The sequence below is a fragment of the Colwellia sp. BRX8-9 genome, from assembly GCF_014077245.1.
GTDB lineage: Bacteria > Pseudomonadota > Gammaproteobacteria > Enterobacterales > Alteromonadaceae > Colwellia_A.
On record NZ_JACGVN010000007.1, the window covers coordinates 77,872 to 93,843 of the forward strand.

The 15,972-nt window shown below is 37.9% G+C and carries 9 protein-coding genes and 3 pseudogenes; 4 read left to right on the plus strand and 8 right to left on the minus strand.

Translation table 11 applies throughout. The features are described 5' to 3' along the window. Positions 1-32 precede the first annotated feature (32 nt). Positions 33-1,253 carry a NupC/NupG family nucleoside CNT transporter gene (locus tag H4J70_RS07735; protein ID WP_070376818.1) on the minus strand — a complete coding sequence of 407 codons (1,221 nt, stop codon included), beginning with the start codon at positions 1,251-1,253 and terminating at the stop codon, positions 33-35. A 515-nt stretch (positions 1,254-1,768) separates the two neighbouring features. After that, on the minus strand, positions 1,769-2,770 hold the full coding sequence (gene add / locus H4J70_RS07740) for an adenosine deaminase (protein ID WP_182250843.1): 1,002 nt from the start codon (positions 2,768-2,770) through the stop codon (positions 1,769-1,771). A gap of 225 nt (positions 2,771-2,995) precedes the next feature. Here add and H4J70_RS20640 point away from each other — a divergent pair. From H4J70_RS20640 to H4J70_RS07755, 4 genes and pseudogenes are all read left to right on the plus strand, one after another. Next, a pseudogene (locus tag H4J70_RS20640) lies at positions 2,996-4,183 on the plus strand (endonuclease/exonuclease/phosphatase family protein); the annotation flags it as partial. Between the two features lie 33 nt (positions 4,184-4,216). Next, a pseudogene (locus H4J70_RS20645) lies at positions 4,217-5,434 on the plus strand (alkaline phosphatase); the annotation flags it as partial. A gap of 85 nt (positions 5,435-5,519) precedes the next feature. Further along, the gene (locus H4J70_RS07750; RefSeq protein ID WP_182250845.1) at positions 5,520-7,910 is read left to right on the plus strand and encodes an endonuclease; all 2,391 of its coding nucleotides are present in this window, start codon (positions 5,520-5,522) and stop codon (positions 7,908-7,910) included. Positions 7,911-8,098: 188 nt separating this feature from the next. Further along, positions 8,099-8,881 (plus strand): S1/P1 nuclease, encoded by a 783-nt coding sequence (locus H4J70_RS07755; RefSeq protein ID WP_182217382.1) that lies wholly within the window; start codon positions 8,099-8,101, stop codon positions 8,879-8,881. A gap of 175 nt (positions 8,882-9,056) precedes the next feature. On the opposite strand, the gene H4J70_RS07760 is transcribed toward H4J70_RS07755, so the two are convergent. The 6 genes and pseudogenes from H4J70_RS07760 to H4J70_RS07790 form a co-directional block, all read right to left on the minus strand. Then, positions 9,057-9,731, minus strand: a complete 675-nt coding sequence (locus tag H4J70_RS07760) for a hypothetical protein (protein ID WP_259368019.1) — start codon at positions 9,729-9,731, stop codon at positions 9,057-9,059. Positions 9,732-9,965: 234 nt separating this feature from the next. Then, positions 9,966-10,439, minus strand: coding sequence for a Dps family protein (locus H4J70_RS07765; RefSeq protein ID WP_070376816.1), 474 nt, complete (start codon positions 10,437-10,439; stop codon positions 9,966-9,968). 303 nt (positions 10,440-10,742) lie between these two features. After that, a pseudogene (locus H4J70_RS20885) lies at positions 10,743-11,662 on the minus strand (diguanylate cyclase domain-containing protein). Positions 11,663-11,861: 199 nt separating this feature from the next. Further along, positions 11,862-12,890 (minus strand): two-component system response regulator, encoded by a 1,029-nt coding sequence (locus H4J70_RS07780; RefSeq protein ID WP_182250848.1) that lies wholly within the window; start codon positions 12,888-12,890, stop codon positions 11,862-11,864. Further along, complete coding sequence (locus H4J70_RS07785) at positions 12,874-15,462, minus strand: ATP-binding protein (RefSeq protein WP_182250849.1); 2,589 nt, start codon at positions 15,460-15,462, stop codon at positions 12,874-12,876. Before H4J70_RS07785 ends, H4J70_RS07780 begins: the two co-directional genes overlap by 17 nt. Next, positions 15,459-15,971, minus strand: a complete 513-nt coding sequence (locus tag H4J70_RS07790) for a YfiR family protein (protein WP_182250850.1) — start codon at positions 15,969-15,971, stop codon at positions 15,459-15,461. The genes H4J70_RS07785 and H4J70_RS07790 overlap by 4 nt, the downstream gene beginning before the upstream one ends. Position 15,972 lies beyond the last annotated feature (1 nt).

Below are 15,972 nucleotides of genomic sequence, written 5' to 3' on the forward strand. Positions count from 1 at the left end.
GTTTGTTTATTCGTTTAAATTAATGAGGTAAATTAGATAAAAATTCCCGCAATAGTTGCGCTCATCAGGTTAGCCATAGCCCCAGCGAGAACCGCTTTCATGCCAAGCTTAGCAATATCGGGGCGACGAGAAGGTGCCATGTTACCCATGCCGCCCAATAAAATAGCCACGGAAGATAAGTTAGCAAAACCACAAAGTGCAAAGGTGATAATGGCTTGGGTTCTGGCACTTAATTGATCAGCAACAGTAATAAAATCTAGATAGGCGACGAATTCATTGATGATAATTTTTTGACCAAGGAAACTCCCAGCCATGTTTGCTTCATGCCAAGGGATCCCAATAAGATAAGCGACCGGTTGAAAAATATAACCTAAAATCAGTTGTAAGCTTAGGTTTTGTAGGCCGAACCATTCTCCAAAGCCACCTAGCAAACCGTTTACCATCGCCAGTAGAGCAACAAATGCTAATAACATAGCACCAACATTTAGCGCGAGCATCATGCCATTAGATGCTCCGGTGGCGGCTGCATCAATAACATTAACGGCCTCTTTAACATCGCTTTTCATATCGTCTAAATTGTCGTTCGGCTGTTCAGTTTCAGGCACTAACATTTTTGCCATAAGCAAGCCGCCAGGGGCAGCCATAAAGCTAGCAGCGATGAGGTATTTTAAATCAATACCAATACCAGCGTAACCGGCGACTACCGAGCCTGCTACCGATGCTAAGCCACCCACCATTACCGCAAAAAGTTCAGAGCGGGTCATCTTAGGCAAAAAAGGTTTTATCACTAAAGGCGCTTCGGTTTGACCAACAAAAATATTTGCGGTCGCTGACATAGATTCAGCTTGACTGGTTTTAAGAAGTTTTTGCAAACCACCACCAATAAACTTAATTACCAACTCCATTACACCAATATAATAAAGCACGGCAATCAACGCCGAGAAAAAGACGATGACGGGTAAGACATGGAAAGCGAACATAAAGCCTAAGCTTTTTTCACCTATTTGTTCGCCAAATATAAAGCTAATACCGTCATTGGCATAGCCAATAACATTAGATACACCGCTAGCAACACTCAACAAGATATCTTTACCTGCGGGGATATATAACACAAAAGCACCCAGAGATATTTGTAACACTAGTGCACCAATAATCGTTCGCCAATTAATGTTCTTTCTATCTGACGAGGCGAAATAGGCAATAGCTAAAAGGACAAAAATCCCCAAAATGCTGCGTAGTATATTCGTATCCATGTTATTCCCTGTTATTTTGATTTTATTATTATTTTGATGACAATGGAGACTAAGACCAAATACAGCATTTTATTTATTTTGAGTATTGATATTAAAAACCTGACTATATAGTCAGGTTTTTAATCTAAACTAAGATTCTACTTAGGTCAATAGGATATTATCGAATAACCACCAATTACTCGGATACTACAACAGCAATATTTATCGATAATATTAATGATGATGCCACTAGCAATTTAGCTGATAAATTGAATCTATAGACAGGTCATAACAACGAGGTTAAAACTTTAATGTATTGCTGTTATTTACCAAAAAAAATTAATTTTTATAGTGCTATTGACGGCAATCAAGATAACTTAAATCACTATATCAACTACTTATGATTGTTAGTAAGACTGCTGCACTATCTGCGATAAGTCATACCTAGTTGGTCAAAGTTAGATTGCTAAAGGCTTTAGCACAGCCAACTCCAACAAATAAACACCGTAATATTAGCGTTTATGTTATGACACTTCTCAACCCCTCTTCATTGCTGTCTGTCTTAAGAGTCGCTTTTCATGGTCAGATAAGAAAGCCATTTTTAACGCGTTATCTTGCAATGTACGACACTGGGCTTGACTAAGCCCCGCTTCAAGTGCCGCATGCTGATATTCATATTTTATGTCACACCCCTGCACAGCAGGATCGTCACTGTTGAGGCAAACAAGTAAACCTCTATCAAGAAATGTTTTAACGGGATGCTGACTGATATTTTTGACTGTCCCTGTTTGATAATTTGACGTTAAACATGATTCAATGGCGATATTATGCTGATACATATAATCCATTAATTTTTCATCACCCACAGCGTGAGTACCATGGCCAATGCGGGTTGCATGTAATTCATTGATAGCCTGATAGATACTCGATGCTCCATCCGCTTCACCGGCATGAATAGTCACCTGTAAGCCGGCTTTATTAACCAAAGCAAAGTGTTCAACAAAGAGTTGGCCTGGCTTGCCTAACTCATCTCCAGCTAAATCGACCGCGACAAGTTCATTTTTGTGTGCAAGTAAGGCATGTAACTCCTCAAAACAGGCATTAACACCAAAGGTACGACTTAAAATACCAATAAGGTTAATTTGGACAGGAAAATCTTTTTGCGCTAACTTTACGCCGTCGACCACTGCAGCAACCACGTCGGTGACGTTGAGCTTATGTTCCATAGCCATATAATAAGGAGAGAATCTTAATTCAGCATAATCAAGCCCTTGCAAAAAAGCGTCTTCAACGTTTTCATAAGCGATACGTTTACATGCCTCTAAATTAGCTAACACGCTAACGCCATAATCAAGTTTTTGTAAAAAAGAGACTAAGTTACTTTCTTTACCTTGAATTTGTACATGCTGTAATAAATCAGTCAAATTATCTGCGGGTAATTCGATACCATGCTGTTGTCCTAATGCCAGAATTGTTTTTGCTCTTATATTGCCGTCTAAATGGCGGTGTAAATCAATAAAGGGAATATCTCTAAACATTCTACTATTCCTTAACATTTTATCTGTTTATACTCATGGACAAAGAAAACTTGACCATATGGTTAATTTATTTTACATTCTAAACATAACCTGACACAAGTGACAAGTTATGTTTGATTAATGACTTATTCACCTACTAATATAAGTACATGAAATTGTGATAAATATATGAAATTTAAAATACAATTACTGACTAAAATTAAACATAAAAAGACCTATAAACCGCTGAAAATTAATTTTATTCAGCTAGCTTTACCGCTTTTATTAGCTGTTTTTGTCACTCAAGCATCCGTTATTCAACCTGCAATAGACCAACAACCTCACATTAGAGTAGCAACATTTAATGTCAGCATGGACGCAACTAATTACCTACCTAACAATAAAATAGGGTCAGGTGTTGAACTTATCGCTGCTCTTAAAGACGATCGTCAACAAATTAAGAATATTGCTGAAATTATTCAACGTAACCGCCCTGATATTATTCTCCTTAATGAATTTGACTATATTGCCGATCCAAAACAAGGCGTTGAAATATTTTTAAAGCAATATTTAGGTAAATCACAACAGGGAACAGCCGCCATTGATTACCCTTATTATTATTTTGCACCGGTAAATACCGGTGTAAGCACACCTTTTGATTTGGACAATAACGGTAAAAAAACTAATAACCTTGGCGACGCTCAAGGTTATGGCCACTTCCCAGGTCATTTTGGTATGTTGGTGCTATCTAAATATCCAATTGTTGAGGATAATATTAGAACTTTCCAACATTTCCTTTGGAAAGATATGCCCAATGCCATAGTGCCAATCAATCCAAGTACGAAAGAACACTGGTATAACGAACAAGAATGGCAAATGCTGCGTTTATCGTCTAAATCGCACTGGGATATTCCGATTAATGTCCAAGGTAAACTTGTTCATATACTAGCAAGCCACCCTACACCACCGGTTTTCGACGGTGAAGAAGACCGTAATGGCGCTAGAAACCATGACGAAATACGCTTTTGGCAAGACTATATTACCCCCAACAAAGGCAATTATATTTACGATGACCAAGGTGGTAAAGGTGGCTTAACATTAGATAGCCGCTTTGTTATTTTGGGTGATCAAAACGCCTCTAAAGATGAAGGTGCTGCCCGCAAAGAAGGTATTAGTAACCTTTTAGCTAGTCCTTATATTAACAATGATATGACACCTGCTAGTGTCGCAGGGATAAAAAACAGTAACAGCCCTTTTGCTGCTAATCATACCGCTGGTTGGGGTATGCAAGCAGACTATGTTTTACCTTCTCGCCTTGGCATTAACTTACAAAATAATGGTGTTTTTTGGCCAAAGAAAGACAGCCCACTCTATCGCTTAATTGAAACCCGCTCCGCTTCATCTGATCATCGTTTGGTTTGGGCTGATTTAACTTTAACAGCCAAAGATAAGCAGGCTAAAAATATTATCATGGTTATTGGCGATGGAATGGGACCCGCTTATACCACGGGTTATCGTTATTATATGGATAATATAAATACGCCACGGGTAGAAACAACTATTTTTGATGAACTGCTAACAGGCATGGCCAGTACTTATCCGGTTAATAGCCAAGGTTACGTTACCGATTCTGCCGCAGCCGCTACTGCATTATCTACCGGTTATAAAACCTATAATGGTGCGATTGGCGTTGATGTAAATAAAAAACCATTATTAACGCTAATGGAGCGAGCAAAACAATTAGGTAAGAAAACGGGCTTAGTGGTTACCTCCCAAATCAACCATGCAACTCCTGCTGCTTATTTTTCTCACAATGAAAGTCGCAAAAATTATAATGAAATCGCTGACAGTTACTTTGACGAAAAAATTAACGGTCACTTTAAGGCTGATTTAATGCTCGGCGGTGGTAGCAAATATTTTATTCGCCCAGACAGAGACTTAGTCAGCGAATTCAAGCAGGCAGGTTTTCAATATATTGATGACTTATCAAAACTTACTTCGCTTAATAAACAACAATCGGTATTGGGTTTATTTGCTGAAGTCGGACTACCTTGGACACTTGACAATAAAAATGAAAACCATCTACTGGCAATGGCTAAAGCTGGTGTACGACATTTAGAAAATAATCAAGGTTATGTACTACTTGTTGAAGCAAGTCAAATAGACTGGGCGGGTCATAGTAATGATATTGCTGCTGCTATGGCTGAAATGCAAGATTTAGCCGAAACACTTACTTGGTTGAATAACTATGTAGAAAATCGTCATGACACCTTATTAGTTGCCACGGCAGATCATAGTACTGGTGGCTTAACCCTTGGTGCTAATGGCGATTATCGTTGGCAGCCTGAATTTTTAAAAAACCTATCCGTATCACCTAAAAGTATTGCAACAAAATTAGCGCATCAAAACACAGCTATTTCTGCTCAGCAATTAACAGACGCACTCGGCTTTATTATTACCGACCAAGAAGCTAATTTGTTTATTGATCGCAGCGATGAAAAATCTATCTATGAGCAAATTAAATTATTAATTGATGCAAGAACTAATACCGGTTGGACTTCTAGTGGCCATACCGGTATTGACGTACAAGTCTTTGCCACCGGGAATGGTGCTAAAGCCTTAAACCGTCATCAAACTAATACCGACATAGCTAAGCAGCTATTTTTGGTGCTTGAAGGCAATTAACTAAGATTCACTAATGGTCATTAATGACTGAATAATACTAACGAAGAGACTCAATACCATTGAGCAAACAACCTAAAGGAAAATTATGAAAATACAAATGTTAACAGCGGTACTCGGCCTTAGCGTGCTTTCTAGTCATGCTAATGTTGTGATCACTGAATATATTGAAGGTGGAGGTAGTAATAAAGCCATTGAGATTTCTAATCTTGGCAGCGAAAATGTCGACTTAGCCGCGGAAGGTTATAAACTCGACCTTTATTCTAACGGTAAAACAGAAACAACTAACGGTATATCATTGCAAGGCGTATTAGTTCCAGGCTCGAGCATTGTTGTTTATAACAAGGATGCCACTGCCGAATTTAAATTTGATGCTCCTCAAGGCCTTGAAGATTCAAGTGCCACTTACTTTAATGGTGATGATGCCCTATTACTTTCAAACGCTAATGGCGTTGTTGACAGTTTTGGACAATTAGGAACAGACCCAGGCAGTAACTGGGGTGAAGGTGATTTTTCTACTAAAGATCATACTTTACGCCGCTTAACATCAGTCACTGAAGGTGATACTACCTCTGACGATGCTTTTGACCCCGCGACACAATGGGCAACCTTTCCAAAAGACACCTCAGACGGTTTAGGATGTTCTGGTATAGCAGCCTGTGATGGCAATCAACCCTTACCGACTGAAGGCGGCGCATCCACTGGCCAAGGCATTGTTATTATCACTGAGTATGTTGAAGGCGGTGGCAGTAATAAAGCCATTGAAATATCTAACTTAGGTACTGCAGATGTAGATTTAGCGGTAGATGGTTATAAACTAGAGCTTTATGCAAATGGCAAGACAGATTCACCAAATGAGCTATTATTGCAAGGTTTACTTGTACCTGGCTCTAGTATTGTTGTTTATAATCAGGCGGCAACTGAGCTATTTAAATTTGATGCTCCTCAAGGTATTGAAGACACAAGCGTAACTTACTTTAATGGTGATGATGCTATTTTACTTATTAACAATACCGGTATTGTTGATAGCTTTGGCCAATTTGGTGTTGACCCAGGTAGCAATTGGGGTACCGGTGATTTTTCAACAAAAGATCATACCTTACGTCGCCTAAACTCGGTTACCGAAGGTGATACCACTGCTGATGATGCTTTTGATCCAGCAACACAATGGGCTACTTTTGCTAAAGATACTGCTGATGGTTTAGGCTGTAGTGGCGAAGTAACTTGTGATGGTTCACAAGCTTTACCTACTGCTGGAACGCCTACTGGTGATGGATCAACACCTGCTACAGGAATTTGTACAAACTGCCCTGATTTAGCAAAAATAGCTGACCGAACGACTTATGTCGAAGCCACTTATTATAGCCAAGCAAACGCTGCAGAAGCCGCCGGTTTACGTGCAGCAATCACAGCGGATATCAGTGTTAATCATAAACAGCTAACCTACTCAGAAGTATGGACCGCGCTAACCAGTACCGATGAAGATGCTACAAATGCTGATAACATAATTTTACTCTATTCAGGACGTTCAATTGCCAAAGCAGATAACGGTAGTGGTTCTGCTTCAAGTAACCAGGATTTTTGGAATCGAGAGCATACATGGGCTAAATCACATGGTTTTCCAGAGACTAACCAATTAGGTTATACCGATATTCATCATTTGCGCCCTACTGATATATCGATGAATAGTGACCGTGGTAATCGTGATTTTGATATTGGTGGTACCGCTAATACTGAAGCGCCTGAAAACAGAAGCACAGCAGATACTTGGGAACCAAGAGATGACGTTAAAGGTGATGTTGCCCGTATGATGTTTTATATGGATGTACGTTACGATGCAGGTACAGAAAGTACCATGCCTGATTTAATTTTAGTTGATACTGTTGGTACAGCAACGAGCAAATTGAGTGATGGTACTGGCAAACTAGGTAAATTGTGTACCTTGTTTGATTGGCATTCACAAGACCCCATAGATACCTTTGAAATAAACCGTAACCACACTATCTATGAGTTTCAAGGCAACCGTAATCCTTTTATCGATCACCCTGAATGGGTCGATAGTCTTTATGCTTCAGCTTGTGGTGCTGCTAGTGATGGTGGTGATGCTAATGCAGCACCAACCGTTTCAGCTGGTGATGAACAATCAGTTGCTTCAGCTGCTAACGTAACACTAACCGCAACGGCTGCAGATAGTGATGGTAGTATTGCTAGCTATGTTTGGACACAAACTAGCGGTAAAGTTGCTGATATTGCTGTTTATGACACAGCTACCATTACTTTTGTTGCACCGAAAGTTGGTAAAGATGAAAGCCTAATATTTAACGTGACTGTTACTGATGATCAAGGTAAAACAAGTTCAGCCGCTGTTACTATTAATGTCGCCGCTGAAGTAATAGCAAAGGAAGACACCAGTGGTGGTACTTTTTACTTTTTACTTACAGGACTTGCTCTATTATCGTTAAGAAGACTTAATAAGTAGGTTACAACTCACCTTCTTGTTAGCAGAATGAGTTGCATTAATGATAAATTAATGCAACTCGCATCTCGCAACTGCCAGCAAAACCTCTCCAAGTAATAAAGTTCTTTACTGCTCTACCAAGCTTACTCATACTTAGATATAAAATAGTTTACTGCAGATAAGAAAACACTAAAACAAGGATTATGTAGATGATAAATAAAAGTTTGATGGCTGTTATGGTCATTACACTCGCACACTTGCCGATTAAATCAGCATTAGCACTTGGCCCTAATGGGCATCGTATGGTTGCTAAAATAGCAGAAGATAACTTAGAACCTTCGGCCAAAAAGGCGCTAATGCAGCTAACCGATGGTGCACCATTAGCTCAAATGGCTAATTGGCCTGATAACATACGTTCAGATAAAAAATGGGATTATGCTAAGCCTTGGCATTATATTTCTATTGATGATGACGAAGTATTTAAGGGGCTAAAAAGAAATGAAGATGGCGACATATTAAAAGCTTTAGCTGATTTTGAAAAAAAACTTCGCGATAAAAAAATCACCAAAGAAGAGAAATGGCAAGCACTAGCTTTCTATATTCACTTTGTTGGCGATATTCACCAACCGCTTCATGTTGGACGCAGAGATGACCTTGGCGGTAATAAAATAACCGTAAAATGGTTTGGAAAACCAACAAAACTTCATGCTGTGTGGGATTCGTCAATAATTGAGCATCAAAAACTTTCTTATACCGAATATGCTAACTTTTTAAATAATCAAACGCCTGACACCATTAACCTATGGCAAGATACCGTTTATCTTGATTGGGCTAAAGAATCTAAATCGAACAGAGAAACAGTCTATGACTTCCCTGAAGATAAAGAATTAAGTTACCAGTATGCGTATAAAAACACTCCGATATTAAATGAGCAAATAGCCAAAGCAGGCTTCCGTCTTGCTGGAATGTTAAACGATATTTTTAAAGAATAAATAATCGTTATTCACATAAAAGCCCAGTTAATACCTGGGCTCTTTCAGTTCAGTAAAACGCCTCAACTAAATGAGTAAAATCATTATTTAGGCTATATTACCCTTGTTTATTCATGGTTTTATCACAAAATTCTTAATTTATTCAATCGCTACTATTTTGTTGGCGCATACGATTTTACTTCATTAGATATTTAATTGTCGTCTGCACGAACTGCTGTAAATTTATTGGAATAATAACAAAGAGCGCTATCCCTTTATCAAAGTCAGGGTTGAGCTGACAATAATATTGAATTTCTGCTTTGTCGCTACAGCGCAACATTTCCAACTCCTGCTCGCTATAATTACTGCTTCGATTGACTGAAACTAAACAACGCAACTGATTTTCATTACTGTTTTTTCCGTTTGGATTAAAACGCGTAAACAATTCCTTGGGTGCAGATTGCCCAAAATGTGGCCAAACAATGGCGGTATTCTTGGCAATTGCTCGATACATAGCAGGGCTGAGCATAGTATCGGCATAATAGTGTTTGCGCCAGGGTCTTTGTAACCAGCTTTTAAAGCTCTCTTTAATTGAAAATAAAAAAGTATTACTCCCCTTTCGATATTGTGGAAGAAATGCAGCAGAAGCCTTAATTACCGTATAATTTGCACTGTCCGTGAAGGTGAGTAAGCAATAGCCTACGATTTGCTCATTATTGAAGTAAAGTCGCAGCTTCCTCTGGTTGGGCTCAGGGCTATCAAAATATTTTAGCAGATAATCTTCTGCATCTATATCAGCAAAACTAACCTTGATAATTTCGCTAAGTGCGTTTCTTTGCCAAGCTGACAACCATTGTTTAGACTGTATCAAGTCTAAGGAGCTGAGTTCACTAATAACAAATCTCTCCAATAATGTAAGTTAGGGTGCTAGATTAATTTGAAAAGCTTATGGGTGCAAGCCATCAAATAAGCTACTGGGCCAATTAGAAGCGTTATTTATAGAGTATTTTTAAGGGCTAGTCGGAGTATTTTGTAAGGTAGGCGCTAAAAACGGAAAATAAGAGGGGTGCGATATCCAACCGTTATTTTCCGTTTAATTAACTTATTATGATTCTTTAGTCGCTCTTAACATCCACGCTGTTTTCTCGTGTATACGCATACGATCAGACACTAACGAAGCGGTTGATTCATCATCAGCAGCTTGTGCAATTTTTAAAACTTCACGCGATGTTTTAATGACTTGTTCGTGCCCTTTGGTAAGTAACTCAACCATCTGTGCAGAACTTGGTACACCGTCAACCTCTTTAATAGAGCTTAATTTTGAAAACTCTTTATAGGTTCCTGGTGCAGGTACATCTAGGGTTCTAATACGTTCAGCGATGTCATCAACAGCAATTGCTAATTCGGTATAATGTTCTTCAAACATCAAATGTAACTCACGAAATTGTAAACCGGTTACATTCCAATGAAAATTATGTGTTTGCAAATATAGCGTATAAGAGTCGGCTAAAAGTCGTTTTAAACCGTCTGATATTTCCGTTCTATTTTCTTTATTTATGCCAATATCTATATCAGTCATGTAATTCCCTAATTTTTAGAATTTGATAAATGTATAACGCCTATCGAACGAACGATAAATTGTTGACTAAAATTGAAAACTTCAAACGCCAGTCAACTGTTTGCGTTTGTTTGAGCAATTTAGATAATTACTCTGCTTTGATTTCTAAAGCAATTCATATCATAACACAAATCACCCTTGCCTATAAACCAGCATAATAATAGTAAATATTATGCTGGTTTATAGGCAAGGGATTTATCATCAATTTTAGTAAAAATATAGAATAAAGTTTAAAGCGTTCATAACAACAATAATTTTTACTCGTTATTTAAGCTGTTTTTGCCGATACATCATGCGGTCAGCGTGATCAATTAAGTCTTCTAGTGATTCGCCATGTGTTTTCCAGACAGCGAGACCATAAGAAATGGAAGTAGGTGTGTTTTTCGCCAGACTATACTCATCAACCCCTTTAGCTAGTCGTTCAGCAAGTTTAGTCACATGATTTTCAGAAAATATATTAGTCAAGACAATGATAAATTCGTCTCACCCCATCGCGCCAAAATGTCTTCTGTTCTCAGTTCTTTTAATAGCCCTTTCGCCGTGTTTTTTATCACCATATCACCATATAGATGACCTTTAACATCATTCAATGATTTTAATTTATCGATGTCAGCAATCATAACTGCATAGAGAAATTTATGATTAAGACATTGATGAGTTACCCTATTGAATGCCTCATAGAAGCCAAACCTATTTAGGGTATCTGTAAGTTGGTCTAATTGAGCCTGCTCCTTATAAAGTGCCATATTTTCAGTGTCGCGGTCTTTGTCTTCAAAAAACATAATCACGCCATTATTTTTATCATTAAACACGATACTGGTAAAAGATGTTTTACAGGTTTTGTGGCCCTTAATGTTAGTTCTAATCGCTATTTCTCTGATGTATCGACTTTGATTCTTTATCATCACATCTGACAATATTAATTGCAGCTCATTAGACATTAACTCATTGATTAACATTGATACCTGCTCAAGATTTTTAAGCTCGGCAGTGTTAGGGGTAAACCATAGTGAAAATTGAATGTTCACATGGAGTAACTTACCATCAACATCAAATATTGCTACAGGGATAGGCATCACATCTAGAATACTTCTAGACAACGAAATCGGTTTATTCACTCGATGACTTAAATTAAACAAGTGGTCACCAACCTTGTCAATATCAGTAAAATCATAAATATTCATCCTTTTATAAAGGGTTTGACCTGAAGATTTTTTATTAAGAATCTTCAGGAACAAAGCCTGTCCATTTTATTATTTCGCTCGTAACTCTAATGGCGACTTAACCACTAATTTTTAGTCATTTAGTTTGCAGTAAATTTTTCTCTTAATAATGCTTTTTCTGAGAGTATAGTGTCTCTTAAATAACGAGATTTCAAAATCACTAAGATACTTTGTTAATAAGTGATGAGCTTGCTTTTAACTCTGGCCACTTATTTTTTATAAGTAAAATATCCGGTAACACCGCATTGAAAAGCTTAATAAGATCGGGATCAAAATGACTCCCCGAAACTGAATTCATATGAGCAATAGCCTTATCAACTGGCCATGCTTCTTTATATGGCCGCTCAGACGTTAACGCATCAAAGACATCAGCAATAGCAACGATTCGCCCAACCAACGGAATTTCTTGCCCTTTAAGATGATTAGGATAACCAGAGCCATCCCATTTTTCATGGTGAGTTAAAGCAATACTAAGCGCCATACTCAGTAGTGGAGAGTCATGCTCGCCGATAATGTCGGCACCAATATTGGCATGGGTTTTCATAATAGCCCACTCCTTGGCATCTAATTTTCCTGGCTTTAATAAAATATGATCGGGTATACCAATTTTACCGATGTCATGCATCGGGGCAGCATTAAGAAGTGTTTCTTGAGTAAACTCATCTAAGCCAGCAGCCATAGCAATTAGTTTTGAGTAGTGGCTCATACGAATAACATGTAAGCCAGTTTCATTATCTTTATATTCGGCGGCTCGCCCTAACCGCTGAATAATTTGCATTCGAGTTTCTTTTAGCTCATTTACCCCAACCAAAGACAAATGGGTTTTCACTCTAACGCGCACTATTTCTGGGCATATCGGTTTAGTAATATAATCGACGCCCCCTGCTTCAAATCCCTGACATTCATTTTCCATTTCAGACATTGCCGTAACAAATATAATAGGGATATGAGCTGTACTTTTAATGTTTTTTAATTCTCGACAGACTTCATAACCGTCCATTCCTGGCATCATGATGTCGAGTAAAATTAAATCAGGTTGCTGCTCTATTGCAATTTCAATGGCACGCTGCCCATTTTTAGCAAACACCAATTGATAATTTCCCACTAGCACTTGATTAATGACCTGTAGGTTATTAGGTTCATCATCAACCACCAAAATTTTCGCTTTAGCATTATAAGTTAACTGCATTTGCTGGCTCCTTGCTCAGTAGTAATTCAATATCGATTAACGCAATGACTCCTCGTTCAAAATCAAAGTCGGCAACAGCACAACGTAACTTGTTGGTCAGCTCATCAGGGATGTTTAAATGAGGCAATTGCTGAATTAATTTTTTTAAAATCAGGTCATCTAGCTGAAAGTTCTCGAATAATTCACGTAAATTTTGAATTTTTTCAATAGCTTCAAGGTTGCTTATAACCGGGTAAGGTTGACTACTATTAGTGGGTTGCACTAATCCGTTGATTAACGCCAAACTGCGTGTAAAGGTATGTGTTAAAATAGTCAGATGATCTTGTGCTGCTTCGATATTTTTACACTTAAAGTAATCATTCATAATTTGCAACTCACCGTAAAGTTCGATGAGTGCTAAATTGCCTGCCGTACCTTTTAATGCATGTAGAAAACTTAACCCTTGTTCAAAGTCACTCTCGGTAATCGCAGCTTTAATAGGTAATATGCCGCGGTGATGTCGTTGCGCAAATTGTTTTAAGTTTTCTATATAGGTGAATTCACTCCCCCATGTATTAATGCCGCGTTGCATGTCAAGGTAAGGAATTTCATCTTGACCAATAAATTCAGTAATATTGGTGTTTAGATGCTCGGTGACGGGAAACTGCCTGTTTAATAAACTCGCCATTTCAACAAATAATTCATTAAAATCTAAAGGTTTACTAACAAATCCGTCCATACCAGCATCAAAACAAGCCTTACGGTCTTCATGAAGCACGCTTGCGGTAAGAGCTATAATAGGAGTACTTTGGCCATTGGGTAGTTTTCTAATTTCTTTAGTGGCTTGTAATCCATCCATAATAGGCATTTGAATATCCATCAAGACAATATCAAAGGCTTTATTTGGGAATGTTTCCACAGCTTTTAGCCCATTAACCACCCAAGTTATCTTATGCCCAAGTCCTTCAAGCCTGATGCACAGCAATTTAGCATTTTGCTCAACATCTTCTGCAACTAATATTTCCAGTGATTTATGAGTGGTAAGTAACGTGGTATCTACGCAAAAATAATCTTCAGCTAGGGTTTCATCTGTTGGTGTTATGGATATTGTGAAATAAAAAGTACTGCCGACACCAAAGTCACTTTCTAGCCAAATCTTTCCCCCCATTAATTGAACTAACCTTTTTGAAATGGTCGTACCAAGACCAGTTCCGCCATATTTACGACTAATAGAGGTATCAGCTTGATTAAAGTTTTCAAAAATATGTGCTAATTTATCTTTAGCGATACCAATACCGGTATCTCTGATAACAAATTGAATTTCACCGCTATCAAGCTGGTCAACGACTATGGTTATTGAGCCCGACTCGGTAAATTTAATGGCGTTGCCAATGAGGTTGGTCAATATTTGCTTAAGACGTAAAGAATCACCTATAAATCTTTCTGGTAAGCTCTGTGGTATGCGTTTTATAAACTGTATATTTTTATTCTTAGCACTTATCTCGAATGTTTTAACCACATGATTAACAACGTCTATTACAGAGAATGACGTTTGCTCTAATTCAACTTTACCCTCTTCAAGTTTTGCCACGTCAAGAATATCGTTCAATAAATTGTGCAAATCTTTGGCAGATTTTCTCACGGTAGATAGATGTTCTCGATAGACTTCATCCAAATCGCCCTCTAAGACAATATCAACAAAGCCTATAATTGAATTCATCGGTGTCCGTATTTCATGGCTCATATTTGCTAAAAAATTACTCTTAGAACGATTAGCTTGCTCTGCCTTATCACACATAGCTATCAGTGCTAGTTCGGTTTTTTTACGCTCTGAAATTTCATCTTCCAAACTAATATTTAAAGATAGTATTGATTCTTGTTTCGATAGTTCACATAACATCGCATTTAAACTATCGGTTAATTGGCCAATTTCGTCGTCACGGTGTTTTATTGCTCGAGCAGAGAATTCTTTATGTTGATAAACCCTTGTTGCCCATTTAGACAATTCTTTAAGAGGGTGGGTAATATGCCTTTTCGACCAATAAGACATAAAGAGGGTTAACAGCACAATCGCGACGAGCAAACCGGTAAAGATGACAATAAACTGCTTCCAAATCAGTTGCCATGCGTCAAACTTTGACTGTAAACGCAACCAGCCTAGGCGTTTACCATTAACGACTATCGGTGCAACCGCATAATAAAAACCCTGTTCATAACGAATTTTTTCGGTAAACAGCACTTCACTAAAAGGTATTGCATTTGTATTTATTGGAAAGCTTGCAAAAATTTGTTTATCTTTATATAAGATAGCCGAAATTATGTAGGGATTGTTATCCAAAGCCGATAATATATTTAGCCCCGCGTTAGCGTCGTTAAAGGTTAAGGCGGCGCCACTATTACCAGCAAGAGCTTCGGCAAGTACCGTTATTTGTCGCTGACTACTGTCATGGAAGTGTGAGTTGGTCGATAATGACAAAGTAATCGTTGTGATTAGTAAAACCATAAATGCAAAACTGAAAATGCTGTACTGAATTTTTTTCCTTATGGAGATAGTATTCCATAAAGAAAAACGCTGTATATTTTTTATAGTCATCTATCCAATGCTCCTAACGAAAGTAATTGTGCTGCCACCTTGAATTGGGTATGCCCCACTAACTTTTGATTGACCCGAAAGTGAATAGAGTCATTTTCTAGGAATAATTCGATATACCCTCCCATAGCAATAAAAGCTGGAAATTCACCTATGCTTAAGACTTCTTCTTTATTAATTTTATCAAGTACATTTTGACTAAAAGTTGCGTCTGAGCCGACAACATAAACCACCTGACAAGAAGCAATTTGTATGGGATCGGTAACATATTCAAACATAGTTACGGCTATTTCTCCTTGGGGTGTTTCTGCTCCCTTTAACGGATTCAAAGCTTGTCCAAATTTGTTTTTACCGATGATACAGACATTAATTTGATCAGAAATACTACTATTAGAAAAACGTACAAACTGTAAAAAGTTATAGATATAAGAGGCTTTAATTTGATAAACAACACCTTCTGCTGCACTTGATGTCATCATTGAAAACAGTAAGAAAAATAAGATTTTGCGCACG

What these genes read in the sequence shown, in the direction of transcription:
- H4J70_RS07735 (WP_070376818.1), bottom strand. Translation starts at nt 1,253, where the DNA reads ATGGATACGAATATACTACGCAGCATTTTGGGGATTTTTGTCCTTTTA.
- add (WP_182250843.1), bottom strand. Translation starts at nt 2,770, where the DNA reads ATGTTTAGAGATATTCCCTTTATTGATTTACACCGCCATTTAGACGGC.
- H4J70_RS07750 (WP_182250845.1), top strand. Translation starts at nt 5,520, where the DNA reads ATGAAAATACAAATGTTAACAGCGGTACTCGGCCTTAGCGTGCTTTCT.
- H4J70_RS07755 (WP_182217382.1), top strand. Translation starts at nt 8,099, where the DNA reads ATGATAAATAAAAGTTTGATGGCTGTTATGGTCATTACACTCGCACAC.
- H4J70_RS07765 (WP_070376816.1), bottom strand. Translation starts at nt 10,439, where the DNA reads ATGACTGATATAGATATTGGCATAAATAAAGAAAATAGAACGGAAATA.
- H4J70_RS07780 (WP_182250848.1), bottom strand. Translation starts at nt 12,890, where the DNA reads ATGCAGTTAACTTATAATGCTAAAGCGAAAATTTTGGTGGTTGATGAT.
- H4J70_RS07785 (WP_182250849.1), bottom strand. Translation starts at nt 15,462, where the DNA reads ATGACTATAAAAAATATACAGCGTTTTTCTTTATGGAATACTATCTCC.